This is a genomic window from Marinoscillum sp. MHG1-6, from assembly GCF_024714475.1.
Classification (GTDB): Bacteria; Bacteroidota; Bacteroidia; order Cytophagales; family Cyclobacteriaceae; genus JAMZMI01.
In genome coordinates, this window is record NZ_JAMZMI010000004.1 from 74040 (window position 1) to 88902 (window position 14863).

Below are 14863 nucleotides of genomic sequence, written 5' to 3' on the forward strand. Positions count from 1 at the left end.
TTAAATGCAATAATTTATAGTTAAAAATGCCATAAAAGGTCATTAACAAGGTAAAATACCATTTTTTAGGTATTCAAAATACCTCTGAAAATGGCTACATTACTCATAATTAATTCCGTTTTATATCATTTGATATAATTGGAATGTTGAACCTAGTCCCGATCGCCTATGACCTCTTTGTCCGGATTATTCAGAATTGACTCCTCTCCTCTTGAAGAATACCTCTCAAAGTATTTGGGTGGCATCTGGGATTTCTCAAAAAGCCTTACAAGGAAAATAATAATGCCTTCACCGAGTGGTCAGGGTGTCAACCAAACTAAAATAACATGCCAAATGAAATTACTTTCAACCCTACAGGGGAAAAACTTAATGTTGATATACAAGTCACTGGGCTTGTGATAGTGTCTTATTCTTTAAGACTTTGGAGTGTCTCTCCCCCTGAAGAAAAGGTAGTCCAGGAGGAAATCGGAAATAACCTGCAGTCTCATGATGACTTCTTCTGGCTGAGAAATAAATCTCAGGATCATCTCCCCGAGGAAGTAGCAAAAAATAATGGACGAATAGTAGAACTTATCTCAACTGTTAATACCAATAAGGATGAAGTTGAGTACACCATTAAGATGGTCTTTTCACAAGGTGATAACCGAGATCAGCAGACTCCTCTAGAAGATGTTTTTATTAAGAGGACTATAAAGAAGTCCGATGGTCATCATCCTTCTCTCTACGCAATATTAAAAGCTCAATGAATATGAAAAGATCAGTTTTATTCATATGGTGCGCCTTGCTTGGATACGAAGTAATGTCACAAGACTTTGAAAAGAGTTGGGGAAAGTATGAAGTCGACACCTTACTGTTGGATTTTGTTGTGCCGGATGTTCCTGCTTTTAAGGCGTTAGGAACAGACCCCAGTAACATATTAAGGCCTTCTGATGTTCAAAAGTTTGCCATCGCCTTTGATCCTTTTTTTGACGGTTCGAATGCTGTTATCCCAGACAACTTTGCCGTCGACTTTGCACCATGGAAACTGCTATCAGGTGGCTGGACACTTGAATCCTATAGAGAAAATTGGATTAAACGTGTAGCCTACAATTCAAGCTTCAGTATAGGTACGCTCAAGGATAATGAAAGTGGTGAATTTAAAGCGGCCTTGGGCTATCGAGTAAAAATAGCTGGCAAAAATGCTGACCTACTCACCTCCGAGTACATAAATGAAGTTTATGTAAAACAGGCTACAGAAACTGAATTGGCTAAGTGGGCATATGATCAATGGAGAAAGATGAAAGATCTGTCAATGATCGAAGTAAGTAATCTCGACTCTGCCGCATTAGCTGAGAGAGAACAATATTTTGAGGACAACCTTAACCTATTTGCTTATCTCAAGGATAAGAAACTCACTTTAAAAGATTATAACAAATCGGATTCTTTAAAAGCCGAATTCAAGAAGAGCAATTATGAATTCGTGAATGTCTCGAAAATGATTAGTGATTTCAATAATTCCGGCTGGAATGCCACAAGGACTGACCTTGCAGTGGCCATGGTAGGTGTCTCTGCCGATTCATTGGTCAAAAACATTCAATATGCCAACCTCAATCTTTGGGTGACCCAATCTCTAAGATTAGGCAAAAAAGGACAGCTATTGATCGGTGGTAATCTGAATGTGCCAGATGCAGGTAATGCCGAATTTACGCTTAGCGCTAGGGCCTATGTGGGAAACAATAAGTTCAGAGCTTATTCCGAATACCAGTTTATCAACCAAAATGATGTGAATGAACCTTCAGCACTTATCAATCTCGGTGCGGAGTTCAATTTCATATCCAATTTCTGGTTTCAGTTCTATGCGGGCGTTGAGGATGTATTGGGTGAATCAGGTGTATCTCAATTCAGATCCTCTTTAAATCTTAAGTATTCCTTTAATGAAACCGCGAAGTAATCTTAAATCATAGAAACCTTGTCAGCAAGGATGAATCCGTCTTAAAACAAATAAATATGGACGCCGAAGAAATCAACCTCAAAAAAAGAGAGCAAATTTTCAGCTTTCTTAAGTTTTTCCTTGGAACATTTATCCTGGGGGCGGCTGCAGCCTTATCCACTCACTTCCTGAAAGAGGGAGAACTCAAGTTAAAAATCAGCGAGGCAGAACAGAGCAATAACAAGGATTTTGTAGATCGATACATGCAGTACCTGGATAAGAAAAATCGCCAGTCTTTTGTGCTTTTCATGTCCAAAGTAAGCGCTATCTCTGAAGAACGCACCCGCTATGCGGACCTATATAATTATCTGGATAGTCTCTATACTATTGAAGAGCTGGAGAGCAATAGAATTGATAGTCTAAAGAGCTTAAATGAAAAGATCTTCGAAAGGTTCAATGATGTGGCCATGACATTAGAAACTGCCGCACTATCTTCTGAAGAACGAGAACAAAAGGAAGAAGAGTACAACGAACTCAAGAACAATGATGTCATCAAGACAGCATTACAGAGCCAGAAGGTAGTTCAGGACATTGCTCAAAGCACGAACCTGAGTCCCGCCACTCAAATCCAAAACGAAGTACAGGAGAATGTTTCCAGTCGCTTCACTAACAAGTGGTTGAAACAAGGTTATTATAACCCTTACGGTGATTATTATCTGGCTGTACTAAACCTTGACCCTAAGTCTCAAATCGTGACCTTTCAATTGAGAAAGAGCCGCAATCTCGATGAGTCAATCATTGGGGAGAATTTCATTTTGAAACCAGGAGGTAAACAGGCCTTTGAAGACCCATCCACCAATCGTATAATCGTTGTTTACCTCAATAGTATAGATGCAGCCGGAAGAAATCCGCTTACCAAAGCTGCCTATTTCGACCTACTTATAAAACACAAAAATGCCTACTCACCCTAAACCAATCTAAATCATGGAAACACCACAATGGCTGGGTATTGTCATCGTACTGGCACCCATCATTATCTTTATCCTGACTATGATAGTCGTCCGTGCGCGACTCAAAGATCAGAATGTCTCACTTGCCGATCTGCTTGCAGAAACAGAGATAGAATTGCAAAAACAATCAGGCACCCCTCCTACCTCAGGTCAGCCAGCAACTCCTGTGAAGCGTAGTGCGAGCAGATTGATCCTGTTTCTTTCCGGGGTGACCAGCCTTATATTAGGAGTATGCATCACTACCTTCTATTTTTATATGAACATCTACTGCATCAGCTGTACAGGAGGTCTGGATCTTTCCGACTTTACCAATGTAATTCTTGCCCTGGGTATTGGTGTGGTGCCCTATTCAGTGAACCAGGTCAAAAAATTTAAGCTATGAGAGCCTTCATTATTCTACTGATACTTTGTTTTTCTCTACAGCTCCGTGCAGACTACCTGATAGCCTATCGTAACACTACGCTGAAGAAAAAACCCCAAAGCAGTGCCAACCCTGTCATTGGAGGCGCAGTAAAAGAAGGAGACATCCTTGAGTTGCTGGACAGTGCCAAACAAACCAATGGATATTATCATGTGCAGCTTATGGGTACCAGTATTGACGGATATATCTACCGCTCACTGGTTAGAAGAGAATCTGGAGACATTCCGGGATTTCTGAATGCCGGTGGCACTCTGGAAGTAACAGTAGTAGACGTGGGTGCAGGTTTGGGATGCATCATCAAAACACCCGGCGACCAGTACATCATTTATGATGGCGGAAATGGTAACATGGTCCACACCTTCCTTAAAAGCATCTACCCTGTGGGCAGAGATATCGCATATGTGATCGCCAGCCATACCGATTCTGATCACTGGGGCGCAATCAAAGAAATCGCAGAAGACTATAAGGTCAAAAAGTCACTGATCACCAGTTACCGACCGGATGGCCTGCCCGGTACCGTATCTGATGGCATCCTAGAACTCAAGAAAGATGGAGGCATGCAAGACCTGGCGAAGGTCTCCATTGCTCCGGGTACGGTCATATATCAGGAAGGAGATCTGAGATTGAGATACCTCTCCGGTTTTGGAAAACGAGATGATCGATTCGCTAAAGAGCTGGGCAATGAAGCCTCCAAACTACGAAATGCAGCCAGTATTGTCCTGCGGCTAGAGTATGCAGACAAGGCAATCCTATTTACAGGTGACATCGTTGGGCTGGAAGAATGTAAGAAGTCTAAATGCGACTGCGACTACAAGTGTATTTCCTCAGAAAAGTACCTGATCGATTCTCTGAGTGGTTTTCTGGAAGCTAATGTGATCATCGCCCCTCACCACGGCGCTCGTAACGCTAGCTGTCCTGACTTTATCGAGAAGGTAAACCCTGACTATGTGATCTTCTCCGCCGGGGACAAGCACAAACATCCACACGACCTCACGGCTAACAACTATCTGGCCGCCGGAGTGCCTTTGAAGAACATCTTCCGTACCGATATTGGTGCAATACCTGAGGATACGGATACCAATTTGTGCAACAATGAATGGGTAGGTACCAATGAGGACCGTACGGATGACGACGGCTCTTTTGACGATCACATTAAAATTCAGATTACCAGTGAGGGCAGACTGCTGGTGGGGTATTTGGAGTAAGAATGTTTTAACCGTTATGATGCTCAATAAGAATAATTTAACCGGAAAAGAAGAAAAGACCTCTCGAATGGAGTGGTAAAACCCTAAAGGGAGATACTTTTCAACTCGAAGTAATTGGGAAATATTAGATGAGGGCGTTCCTGTAATCTGGAGTATTATCGATAAAGATGGGTCAGAAACAGAATACAAAATTGTTGATATTGAGGAAGCTGAAAAACGGATAAAAGACAATCCTCATAGAAATGGATATAAGGTTTTATCAGAGGGCAAGCTTCAACCAATAGTTCCACTAAATAAAGGAGGTTGAGGACTTAATTGAACCTTCGACGATTGATTCTGCGATTAGTAAAGCCAAAGAAAAAGAATACATCCAGGCAATAATAAATTCTGAAGAATATCATTTTATCAAGGCCCTTGATAAATATGAAGAATTCAAAAGTTTCTCGGTGAATCCCAAACAAGAGTTTAACGTTAGAAACCTATACGGCGAAACAACTACAGTTTTTTATGATGTAGCTTTGATTAGACTGCAAAAGCACTTCAACGAGAATCAAGGTCAAAAGAATAAAAAGTCTGAGCAGATTTATTCTACTTTTCTCCAATCTCTTGACAATGTAAAAGAATTGCATGAATTCTTCGTGCTAATTGGCGAGTTGATTGCTTTCATAGACAAGAACGCCTATAATAAAACAAAATTTCTGGAATCTTAAAGAAATCATTTTTAGCAATTGACTGCATTGGTCATATCCTTGTTACCTTTGCGGCTCAATTAAAATGATAGCATGATAACAGTTAGTAATGTCTCTCTGAGGTACGGGAAAAGAGTATTGTTCGATGAAGTCAATATCAAGTTCACTCAAGGGAATTGTTACGGTGTGATTGGAGCCAATGGCGCCGGTAAATCCACCTTCCTGAAAATACTTTCAGGGGACATCGACCCTAACAGTGGATCTATTGCGCTTGATCCCGGCAAAAGAATGGCGGTGTTGAAGCAGAACCATTTTGAGTTTGACGAGTGTACCGTACTGGATACTGTAATGATGGGACATGACAAACTATGGAAGATCATGCAGGAGAAGGATGCTATCTATGCGAAGGAAGACTTTTCTGAGGAAGATGGTGTCAGGGCTTCAGAACTTGAAGGTGAATTTGCCGAAATGGACGGATGGAATGCTCAGTCTGATGCTGCTGCCCTATTGAGCGGTTTGAACATCGTGGAATCTGATCATTATAAGCTCGTTAAGGAGCTTGAGGGTTCAGAAAAGGTACGTGTGCTCCTGGCTCAGGCATTGTTTGGTAACCCTGATCTCTTGATTCTGGATGAGCCTACCAACGACCTTGACATCAAGACCATCTCATGGCTCGAAGACTTCCTACTTGATTTTAAAAATACGGTCATTGTCGTTTCTCACGACAGACACTTTTTGGATACGGTGTGTACCCACATCGCCGATATTGATTTCGGTCACATTAAGCTATTCACCGGTAACTACTCCTTCTGGTATCAATCAAGCCAGTTGGCACTAAGTCAACGTGCCTCAGCGAACAAGAAGGCTGAGGAGAAGAAAAAAGAACTACAGGAGTTCATTGCACGATTCAGTGCGAATGCCTCTAAATCGAAGCAAGCAACGAGTAGAAGAAAGTTGTTGGACAAAATCAATGTTGAGGATATCCAACCTTCAAATAGAAAATACCCAGCGATCATTTTCAATCAAAACAGAACAGCCGGAGATCAAATCCTCGAAATCGAAGGATTGAGTAAAACTTTGGGTGATGAACTGATGTTTTCGGGAATTGACCTGTTTGTAAACAAAGGTGACAAAATCGCTGTGTTGGCCGATGACCACAAAGCCGTAACGGCATTTTTTCAGATTCTCAATGGTGAAGATAAAGCAGATAGCGGTCAGTTCAAATTTGGACAGACCATCACGCATGCCTACCTTCCTAACGAAAACTCGGAATTTTTTGATAGCAACCTGAACCTCATTGATTGGTTGAGACAGTTTGCTGAGGGTGAAGCAGATGACGTTTACATCCGGGGATTCCTGGGTAAGATGCTTTTCTCGGGAGAGGAAACCTTCAAAAAAGCGAACGTATTATCCGGAGGGGAAAAAGTCAGGTGTATGGTTTCGAGAATGATGCTAAAAGGTGCCAATCTTCTCATGCTCGATGAACCGACCAACCACCTTGACCTGGAGTCAATTACTGCTTTTAATAACGCATTGAAAGATTACCCAGGAACCGTATTGTTCTCAAGTCATGACCACGAGTTTACCCAGACGGTGGCTAACAGAATCATTGAACTTACCCCTGATGGCATTATTGACAAGCTAATGTCATTTGATGAGTACCTGGAATTTAAAGAAAGTGTAGGCGCTTAACTTTGCGCCTTCACGTATATTTCTAACCTCACGTCAGAAAAGGCTACAATAATAGTTATTGAGCCATCTTGTGGAGATTGCAAACTTATCGTATGCTGTTCGGTGTTTTTGCCATTTATGACCGGTATTGATGTGCTCAAGATGTCCAAATCATGATCGGCTTCTTCATACCCCCAATCTCCTAAGGAAGTATTTAGCAATATTTCAAACTCATCCTCTCCAGGGATTGCATACATTTTATAAGTTCCGGCTTCAACGGCTTGTCCATTAAACATCACGTCCCCGCTGAAAGTAATTTCCGTAGATTCATTCGCGCCCAGTCTCCAGTACTTCCCCCATGGCTGTAGGGCTCCTTCTGATTCCGACCCAAAGATCAATCTTCCCTTTACCGATGGACGACTATAGCTTACCGAAACGGTCAAATCTCCCGACTTTATCTTATCACTTCCAGGTGGACTCAAAGTCCGATTCCTATGATTCAGGTACATGCTTCCTGCACCTAAAATCATAATGATAATGCCTATAGTAATGAATATTCGTTTGGTTAGCGGGGTTAAATTCATCTTATGCGTAAAATGTACACATTAAAAATAACCTAAAAAGATCAGAATGTTTATGTTTGAACCTTATGGAAATACTCGGAATTGACATAGGTGGAACAGGTATTAAAGGAGCCATCGTAGATTCTAAAAAAGGCAAACTACTCACTGACAGACTAAGGATGCCTACCCCCGCTCCCGCTACTCCGGAATTGATGCTCGATACCGTAAGAGAATTGGTGAAAGAGTTCGGATGGAAAGGACCTATTGGATCTGGTTTTCCTGCTGTAGTTCAACATGAGATTGTTAGGACAGCGAGTAATATAGATAAGAGTTGGATCGGTGTGAATGCTGCTAAAGAAATCGAGAAATTGACGGGTTGCCCTACTCATCTGGTAAATGACGTGGATGCAGCAGGAATGGCAGAAATGAAATTCGGGGCTGGCAAAAAGGAAAAAGGAGTTGCTATTATAATTGCAGCCGGAACAGGAATTGGCTCAGCTCTCTTTATCAACCGAAAGCTGGTACCAAACACTGAGCTAGGATTTGTGTACGTAAATCAAATGCCTGGTGAGCACTATGCGGCCAACTCTGTAAGAGAAAACGAAGGGCTCAGCTGGGAAGAATGGGGCGGTCGATTCAATGAATATCTTCAGAGGCTGGAGTTCCTGTTTTGGCCGGACCTACTCATTTTAGGCGGAGGTGTAAGTAAGAGATTTGATGAATATAAGCAGTACTTTGACCTCAAAACCAAATTAGTCCCTGCGAAGGCAAAAAATAATGCAGGTATCATTGGTGCTGCTCTGGCAGCCAAGGAGGCTGGATTAAAGGGTAAGAGATGAATATTGTAATACTCGAAGCTTATCATTCTAACCCGGGAGATTTGTCCTGGGATAGTATCACAAGATTGGGAAATGTAACAATTCACGAACGAACCAGTCAGGATCAAATCATTTCAAGATGTGTGGATGCGGATATTATCGTAACCAATAAACTTAAAGTCACCAGGGAAGTTATGGATCAGTTGCCCAAACTAAAGTTGATCCATCAGCTGGCTACAGGCACGGATAACATCGATAAAGTCGCCGCATCAGAAAAGGGCATCACAGTCAGGAATGCTGTTGGCTATAGTACACACGCGGTATCACAACACACATTTGCGCTCATATTGGAGTTATTTAATCATGTTGGCATTCATGATAGAGAGACAAAGGGTCAGGGGTGGACAAAATCTGGTGACTGGTGTCACATGATCGCTACTCCCCGACAACTCTACGGAAAGACTTTAGGCATTATCGGGTTTGGAAAAATTGGGCAGGCTGTAGCCAATATAGGTCTGGCTTTTGGAATGACGGTAGTTGTTTACAGCAATCATGCATCCCAAAATCAATACCCAAGCATTAATTTAGTTGACCTTAAAGAATTAGCCGAATTAAGTGATGTTGTAACTATTCATGCACCACTTACCGCTGACAATAAAAACATCATTGACAAGTCCTTCCTGGCTCGGATGAAACCCTCGTCTATATTGATCAATACAGCAAGAGGTGGCCATATTGTAGAATCCGATCTGTATGATGCCCTAAAGTCCGGAGCGATAAGAGGAGCCGGATTGGATGTTATGGATCATGAACCACCCGAGTCGGACAATCCCCTACTCCAACTTGATAATTGCATAGTCACCTCACACATGGCCTGGACAGCCTATGAGTCGAGAAAAGCTTTAATTGAAATTGTAGCAAAAGGTATATCGGACTTTATCCAGGGTACTTAAACCTGAATTCCGTTGTCATGAAGTTTGTTCATGGCAGTTTGCAATTCGCGCTTGATTTTAACCTCACGTTCTCGTGCTTTTTCCTTTTGAACGTCAAGCTTCAGTTTAACCTCTTCTAGCTCTTTACGCGCAGATCTGGTTATTACATGACTTCTTTTAAATAAGTAATAGGTAAAGGCCAGGAGCCCTACCAAAGCCAGTACGATCGTCCAAACAAGCACATTGTAAGCTATTTTGGTGAACTCAACACCCATGAAGATAATCTGGTCATTCAAAGCTTCACTGCTGTTTAGATTAGTGCGCAAGCTGGCAACGGTTACATTGGTCGAATCCAACAACACATTAAGCTCTTTTACTTCCGTACGCAGAGAGGATATCGTTCTTTCCTTAGTTGCTATCGTATCACCCAATGCCTTTCCAAAACCTTCTAGTTTGGTGACCGGAACAACTTTGTATATCTCCCATGTGGCGTGTTCCTTCATGATCTCATCAAAAGCTCCCTTAATATCTTTTGGCTGCGCCTGAGAAATAAAAGAAATAGCAATTAGAAATGCAGCTAAAAGTTTGGCGGTATGATTTTGAAACAAATTTTTAATCATAACAAGGACTAATAATAGGTAATTTGACAGTTCGGATTTAGTACTTTAAACTCTTCGATCTTATGAGCTCTTAGGCGGGTATTGTAACAAATAATTTCGGTAATGTCCGGAATCTCTGAAAGACGGTCAAGCCTCCAGACACGAGTATTGGACAAATTTAAGGTATGTAATTCATATAATGTGGATAACCCTTTAAGGTTTTTAATGTTTGTGCCCGAACAATCAAGGTTTTGCAAATTCCGAAGCTCAGAAAGTGGTCTTAGAGAGGTAACAGGAGTATTTGAAATATTCAAAGATTTCAGATTTTTCAAAACGATTAACGGTTCTAGTTCCTCTACCGGAACCCTCGTAAGCTCAAGTGTTTCCAGGCTTTCCAAAGAAGCGAGATCCTGAATACTGGTTGCCAATACATTACTCACTTTCAAAGACTTGACATTGATGAGCCACGTAAGGGGTTCAAGGCTCGTGATTCTACCTCCATCCAATTGAAAATTCCGTAACTCGATCATGCGATGAAGATCTTTCAAATCAGGCTTCCCGGACTTTTTAATATTGCTCAAATAAGCCTTTTGCCAATCATCGCTCAACTCGTCCCACCATGCCTCCAATATGTCTGATTTGTACTGGACCACAAGCTGCTTGTTAGCATCAACCAGCTCAATGATATCTGATTCAATAACCGGATTACCGTCTACATTGACGTATTGAAGTCCCGGGTGAGACATTAGTGGAGTCAGGTTAGATAAAGAAATATTCTTCAGTTCAAACCTCACCAAATTACTAGTCTCTTTAAACGCTGTTATGTCCTCAACCGGTAGATCATTTCCAATGAACACTTCAAGATCATTCATCTCGGATACGAAACTGATATCAGAAAAGAGGTTCCCGGAAATGTTCAGGTATTTAAGTCGTTTTAACCGCGCTAACGGCGTTCCATCCAATAACTGGTTTCCTGACAAATTGAGTGAATCAAGGTTCACAAGTTTCACCAGGGCATCGAGGTTAGGATTTTCACTTGAAATCCCTACTCGATCGCTAAATGCCATTTTCCAGGGAGCACTTAACGCCGACCACCAATCCTTTAAAGCCGAGCTATTAGTCAAAACAATTGATCCTCGCCTTTTTGACATCCATTCAGAGGCTTGCTTTTCGGTTATGCGCGTATCATCACAATAAATCTTACGCAGCGACTTCAGGACTAACAGTGGTCTGATATCAGTGATGTAAGTACTGTTTATATAAAGCTCCTTCAATCCGTTAAGGGAGGACATTGGCTCCACAGTATTGACCATGGTATTACTTAAGTTCAAAATCTCAAGATCCGGAATGGACACTTTTGGCCATTTGACAATATTCGTTCCTTCCATTTCAACATGCCGTAGGTTAGGTAATTGATTCAGGAAATCCGTATTGAATACCTTACTCTTATTCAATTTGAGCACCTCCAGTGAGGGGCAATCCCCCAATGGGGCAAAATTCTGAACCGGAGTTTCTGTGAGATCTAGAGATTTTAGGTTTTTAAGATTCTCTACCACGGAAATATCATCAACCGATGTTTTCGCAATATTCAGTTCCTCCAGTGCCGATAGATATTTCAAATATTCCAGATTGTCGACCTGGCTACCTTCTGCGTTGATTCGTCTTAGCCCAATCAGATTACGGACACCCTCCAGACTGGGTATGGCTGTATGGCTGATGTTGACAGATTTTAAAGTTTTTACCTGGGCCAGAGGGTCAAGGTCTATAATATACAGTGCACCACTAAGATCAAGGGAATCAAGAGAAGTAACCTTGTTTAAATATGATAAAGAAACGGAGTCCTCCAGGGGCACACGATTCATAAAGACCTGTTTCCATGCCAATGAAAGTGTTTCCCACCAAAGCCTCAACTCTTTATCGCGATCAGGTTTAGTAGTATATACGCTAACGATCTTAAGGTCATTTTCCTCTTCACGAAAATTGATCTCAATAAACCGGTCAGACACTCGTTCCACCTGATTGCCTTCTATGTCCGTACCCTTAACAATATTGGTGAAAGCCGCTTTGAAGTAGGTTTGACCGTTATCCCTTTCGGACTTTTCAACATTTATATCCTGAAAATCAAACCTGACCTCGTTGAAAAAGAAATCAACATCTTTCAAATAGGCGATCACATCTTTATTGGTCACTACCTTGCGCTCGTTGTCAAGGTCGTCCTCAATTTGAACGCGATCATCCCTGAACGCCTTTTTAAAACTTTGGGTAACAATTACTTCTTTGTCCCGGGCGCTGGTTTTTGGGTTTCCTAAAGTATTGAGCAAGTACTGATAAAAATTAACCAGCCCCAGGACTTCACTATATTCCTCATCATGGGAAACGTCCTTAGATGCTCCTTGTGAAAACCCTTTATATGTAAATGTGAATAAGAAAAGCAGAGCGAAAGCTACCGCACTCCTACCTGCCATAGATATATCCTTTTATTAGTTCCTTTTGATTTAAGTTGGCTCTTGTCAAATTAGAAATGAGCCAACCTGAGTTTTTTCCGGGCCTGTTGAATTTCGATACCTCAAAGTACCATCCTTCCAAATCAAAAAAATGAAACTTCACGTTTCTAACTGTTTCAAATTGTAGTCGACCTGATTTCAATTCATACAGAAACAAGGTAACATAATCTGGGGTGTAGCCATCTTTAGTAAAAGATTCAGGATTAACATCGGGACGAAAAGCCTTCCGTAGATTCATAAAATCAAGTTCATGACTCATAGGATGCATAAACGGTTTGGAAGCTGTGGTGTCCTTATCAAACAATCTGGTAAACGGATCAAACTGGACATCTGAAATGATCCACTCATAACCCTGCCCTTGTGGCTGTAGTTCCATAAACAGCGTGACGGGTCGTGTCCTGCCATTAAATAAAAACTCAGTTTGAACTTCGGCAAACCAGGTATTTTGATGAAACTGAAGGTACTTCGGACTTTTTCTGTCGGTGACCTCATCTACAAATTCTTTACGCAGATCAGAGCCAACGCTCCCCTGTAAATCAAAAAGGAAAGAAACGTAATCCCTTCGTAATTTGTGATCATGGTAGTCTCTGTCCCCTTCATAAAGCCGATCACCATTGAGCGTTTCCTCACCATTGAATCTCCGGAAAAACTGATTGACCTGTTTCGTATCGGCCAGTAGTTTTTCCTCATGGGACTGCATTTCATCAAGAAGGTTTCCCTGTCCTGAGACCAAGGAAACCTTCATGATAAGTATTGTCAATAAAAGAAGTGTGCCGCTTCTGATCATATAGTTGTTTCTGCTACACGAATATCACCAAGGAGCACATCCCAGAAATCTATCACTCTTCCTGCGATTTGAGTACTCTTCTTCTCTACGTAAATGGTAATATCCTTTTTGGTAGTATCCTTATAACTAAGTCCATCTTCAGAGGTTCCCTCAAATCTTTGATAGATAGTGATCACCCCTACAAATTTTCCATCCGGTTGCTGCTCCAAATCACTGATGTAGTGAATGTCATACCATTTGATCTTTACCTTATCGTAGTTGAGGGCCATAAGCCTTTCAAAATATTCACGAACCTTATAGTAATTGATTTCCTCTGAACTCAGCGAGGAAACACCCATTTCACTATCCGGAGCAAACAGCTCTTCAGCGCGATCCATAACCCTTGTAGCTTCGGAGTAAGGAGTCTCCTTATCTCCAATGAGTGAAATGTACTTACTTAAATCTTTGACTTTTTCCAGTGCAAGCGAATCGATAGCCTGCTTTCTTTTGGGATTGATTTTGGTGCCTTGAGCATAAACCTGCATTGCCAGCACGGTTAATACAGCTGCTATAAATATTCCTTTGTTAAACTTCATTTCTTACAATTTTGAGTTTAGAGATACTTTCTAAGAACCAGTTCTTTTACTTTACCGTTGCCATCGTAGACAATGTCCTGAACTTTATTCATGTTCTTTTTTTGATCTTTTAGATAATTGAGATACCTGGAAATGGTTGTAGGCTCATCATAGTCAACCTGTCCGTTGGAATTGTATATTTCAATAAGTACTACCGCTTCAGAGGTAGAAAACATGGTCAACGCCTCATTGATATTATTATTTGCTTCTGGGATACTCGAAGCACTTGCTATGGCTTGAAAGTACTGACTCAATTGTTCTGAAGTAGAGAGCGAAGGCTCCTCATAAGTCGCCTCTGCATCTGCATTTTTCATTTCACTCTCAATATCCTGAGACACCTGCTGCGGATCAGAAAGGTCTGAGGCTTTTTTCTTGTTTTTACAACTTACTGCTAATAACAAAACCAATAGGAACGGAAGTCCTATATTCATAATTCTTGTTTGACTCATTCTTGTAATCATTGCTTATGTTGAGTTTTTGTTTTGATGCCGGACATACCTGTCCATGCTGCGAACATTGCAGCAAATAACATTCCAATTTTTATACTTCGACAAATATCTGATGCAATTCTCTAAAGACTTTGAATTTAGTCAAAGAAGATTCCTAAAATAAAAAGCTATTCTCAAATTGAGAAGACTATTGCAGTGGTGGATCAAACCTTCTTCTCTATTTCTTTGTTAACTTTGTAAATAAGAAAAGGATTTCTAGCAGGATTTCACAATGTTAGGCCCTCAAAATTCATACATTCATAAAAAACAAATACATGCTACTTGAATCAAGAAAATCAGTTTCCTATGAATCGCTGCTAGCCAAGGCTGTTGGCAAAATAGAGCAATTGGGATATTCAGAAATACGGGCTGATCTCGAAGATTACGAGAAGCCATTCGAACTTAAGGGAAAGACCAACGACATCAATTTTGTGCCTGACCTGACTGCTCGAAAAGGAAACAGCAAAACATATTTTGAGATTTCACAGAAGGTTGAGGACACAAGGGAGTTGGTGAACAAGTGGAAGCTATTGGAAACCCTCTCGAAAATGAAAAATGGCAACTTTAAAATCTTCGTGCCACATGGCCAAATGAAGTTTACTCAGGAGTTGATTGAACAACATCAGATCCGAGCAGAACTCGAAAAAATATAA

General features: G+C 41.1%; 16 protein-coding genes. 10 read left to right on the forward strand and 6 right to left on the reverse strand.

Features of this window, described 5'->3' with window-relative positions:
* The first annotated feature begins 326 nt into the window (after positions 1 to 326).
* The 7 genes from NXR94_RS10380 to NXR94_RS10410 all read left to right on the forward strand — a co-directional run bounded on the left by NXR94_RS10380 (position 327) and on the right by NXR94_RS10410 (position 6926).
* Complete coding sequence (locus NXR94_RS10380; protein ID WP_258104562.1) at positions 327 to 746, forward strand: hypothetical protein; 420 nt, start codon at positions 327 to 329, stop codon at positions 744 to 746.
* Positions 747 to 748: 2 nt separating this feature from the next.
* A complete protein-coding gene (locus NXR94_RS10385; protein WP_258104563.1) occupies positions 749 to 1930 on the forward strand; it encodes a hypothetical protein in 1182 nt (393 codons plus the stop codon).
* Positions 1931 to 1986: 56 nt separating this feature from the next.
* Positions 1987 to 2880 (forward strand): hypothetical protein, encoded by an 894-nt coding sequence (locus tag NXR94_RS10390; protein WP_258104564.1) that lies wholly within the window; start codon positions 1987 to 1989, stop codon positions 2878 to 2880.
* Between the two features lie 13 nt (positions 2881 to 2893).
* The gene (locus tag NXR94_RS10395; protein ID WP_258104565.1) at positions 2894 to 3301 is read left to right on the forward strand and encodes a hypothetical protein; all 408 of its coding nucleotides are present in this window, start codon (positions 2894 to 2896) and stop codon (positions 3299 to 3301) included.
* On the forward strand, positions 3298 to 4545 hold the full coding sequence (locus NXR94_RS10400; protein ID WP_258104566.1) for a ComEC/Rec2 family competence protein: 1248 nt from the start codon (positions 3298 to 3300) through the stop codon (positions 4543 to 4545). The genes NXR94_RS10395 and NXR94_RS10400 overlap by 4 nt, the downstream gene beginning before the upstream one ends.
* A gap of 446 nt (positions 4546 to 4991) precedes the next feature.
* Positions 4992 to 5255, forward strand: a complete 264-nt coding sequence (locus tag NXR94_RS10405; protein WP_258104567.1) for a hypothetical protein — start codon at positions 4992 to 4994, stop codon at positions 5253 to 5255.
* A 72-nt stretch (positions 5256 to 5327) separates the two neighbouring features.
* Entirely contained in the window at positions 5328 to 6926 is a 1599-nt protein-coding gene (locus NXR94_RS10410; RefSeq protein WP_258104568.1) for an ABC-F family ATP-binding cassette domain-containing protein, read from the forward strand.
* On the opposite strand, the gene NXR94_RS10415 is transcribed toward NXR94_RS10410, so the two are convergent.
* The gene (locus NXR94_RS10415) at positions 6923 to 7435 is read right to left on the reverse strand and encodes a DUF2911 domain-containing protein (RefSeq protein WP_258104569.1); all 513 of its coding nucleotides are present in this window, start codon (positions 7433 to 7435) and stop codon (positions 6923 to 6925) included. The genes NXR94_RS10410 and NXR94_RS10415 overlap by 4 nt on opposite strands.
* A 119-nt stretch (positions 7436 to 7554) precedes the next feature.
* Between NXR94_RS10415 and ppgK the strand changes: the two genes are divergently transcribed.
* Both ppgK and NXR94_RS10425 read left to right on the forward strand, forming a co-directional pair.
* Positions 7555 to 8307 carry a polyphosphate--glucose phosphotransferase gene (gene ppgK, locus NXR94_RS10420; RefSeq protein ID WP_258104570.1) on the forward strand — a complete coding sequence of 251 codons (753 nt, stop codon included), beginning with the start codon at positions 7555 to 7557 and terminating at the stop codon, positions 8305 to 8307.
* Positions 8304 to 9239, forward strand: a complete 936-nt coding sequence (locus NXR94_RS10425) for a D-2-hydroxyacid dehydrogenase (RefSeq protein WP_258104571.1) — start codon at positions 8304 to 8306, stop codon at positions 9237 to 9239. The genes ppgK and NXR94_RS10425 overlap by 4 nt, the downstream gene beginning before the upstream one ends.
* Here NXR94_RS10425 and NXR94_RS10430 read toward each other — a convergent pair.
* The 5 genes from NXR94_RS10430 to NXR94_RS10450 form a co-directional block, all read right to left on the reverse strand.
* A complete protein-coding gene (locus NXR94_RS10430; protein ID WP_258104572.1) occupies positions 9236 to 9838 on the reverse strand; it encodes a hypothetical protein in 603 nt (200 codons plus the stop codon). The two genes, NXR94_RS10425 and NXR94_RS10430, sit on opposite strands and share 4 nt — an antisense overlap.
* An 8-nt stretch (positions 9839 to 9846) precedes the next feature.
* Positions 9847 to 12282 (reverse strand): leucine-rich repeat domain-containing protein, encoded by a 2436-nt coding sequence (locus tag NXR94_RS10435; RefSeq protein WP_258104573.1) that lies wholly within the window; start codon positions 12280 to 12282, stop codon positions 9847 to 9849.
* Positions 12272 to 13066, reverse strand: coding sequence for a hypothetical protein (locus NXR94_RS10440; RefSeq protein ID WP_258104574.1), 795 nt, complete (start codon positions 13064 to 13066; stop codon positions 12272 to 12274). The genes NXR94_RS10435 and NXR94_RS10440 overlap by 11 nt, the downstream gene beginning before the upstream one ends.
* Before the next feature lie 38 nt (positions 13067 to 13104).
* On the reverse strand, positions 13105 to 13632 hold the full coding sequence (locus tag NXR94_RS10445) for a hypothetical protein (protein WP_374988005.1): 528 nt from the start codon (positions 13630 to 13632) through the stop codon (positions 13105 to 13107).
* Between the two features lie 68 nt (positions 13633 to 13700).
* A complete protein-coding gene (locus tag NXR94_RS10450) occupies positions 13701 to 14153 on the reverse strand; it encodes a nucleoid-structuring protein H-NS (protein WP_258104576.1) in 453 nt (150 codons plus the stop codon).
* A gap of 332 nt (positions 14154 to 14485) precedes the next feature.
* Between NXR94_RS10450 and NXR94_RS10455 the strand changes: the two genes are divergently transcribed.
* The gene (locus NXR94_RS10455; RefSeq protein ID WP_258104577.1) at positions 14486 to 14863 is read left to right on the forward strand and encodes a hypothetical protein; all 378 of its coding nucleotides are present in this window, start codon (positions 14486 to 14488) and stop codon (positions 14861 to 14863) included.

What these genes read in the sequence shown, in the direction of transcription:
- NXR94_RS10430 (WP_258104572.1), bottom strand. Translation starts at nt 9,838, where the DNA reads ATGATTAAAAATTTGTTTCAAAATCATACCGCCAAACTTTTAGCTGCA.
- NXR94_RS10425 (WP_258104571.1), top strand. Translation starts at nt 8,304, where the DNA reads ATGAATATTGTAATACTCGAAGCTTATCATTCTAACCCGGGAGATTTG.
- NXR94_RS10455 (WP_258104577.1), top strand. Translation starts at nt 14,486, where the DNA reads ATGCTACTTGAATCAAGAAAATCAGTTTCCTATGAATCGCTGCTAGCC.
- NXR94_RS10440 (WP_258104574.1), bottom strand. Translation starts at nt 13,066, where the DNA reads ATGAAGGTTTCCTTGGTCTCAGGACAGGGAAACCTTCTTGATGAAATG.
- NXR94_RS10390 (WP_258104564.1), top strand. Translation starts at nt 1,987, where the DNA reads ATGGACGCCGAAGAAATCAACCTCAAAAAAAGAGAGCAAATTTTCAGC.
- NXR94_RS10400 (WP_258104566.1), top strand. Translation starts at nt 3,298, where the DNA reads ATGAGAGCCTTCATTATTCTACTGATACTTTGTTTTTCTCTACAGCTC.
- NXR94_RS10450 (WP_258104576.1), bottom strand. Translation starts at nt 14,153, where the DNA reads ATGAATATAGGACTTCCGTTCCTATTGGTTTTGTTATTAGCAGTAAGT.
- NXR94_RS10380 (WP_258104562.1), top strand. Translation starts at nt 327, where the DNA reads ATGCCAAATGAAATTACTTTCAACCCTACAGGGGAAAAACTTAATGTT.
- NXR94_RS10395 (WP_258104565.1), top strand. Translation starts at nt 2,894, where the DNA reads ATGGAAACACCACAATGGCTGGGTATTGTCATCGTACTGGCACCCATC.
- NXR94_RS10415 (WP_258104569.1), bottom strand. Translation starts at nt 7,435, where the DNA reads ATGATTTTAGGTGCAGGAAGCATGTACCTGAATCATAGGAATCGGACT.
- NXR94_RS10445 (WP_374988005.1), bottom strand. Translation starts at nt 13,632, where the DNA reads ATGCAGGTTTATGCTCAAGGCACCAAAATCAATCCCAAAAGAAAGCAG.
- ppgK (WP_258104570.1), top strand. Translation starts at nt 7,555, where the DNA reads ATGGAAATACTCGGAATTGACATAGGTGGAACAGGTATTAAAGGAGCC.
- NXR94_RS10435 (WP_258104573.1), bottom strand. Translation starts at nt 12,282, where the DNA reads ATGGCAGGTAGGAGTGCGGTAGCTTTCGCTCTGCTTTTCTTATTCACA.
- NXR94_RS10385 (WP_258104563.1), top strand. Translation starts at nt 749, where the DNA reads ATGAAAAGATCAGTTTTATTCATATGGTGCGCCTTGCTTGGATACGAA.
- NXR94_RS10410 (WP_258104568.1), top strand. Translation starts at nt 5,328, where the DNA reads ATGATAACAGTTAGTAATGTCTCTCTGAGGTACGGGAAAAGAGTATTG.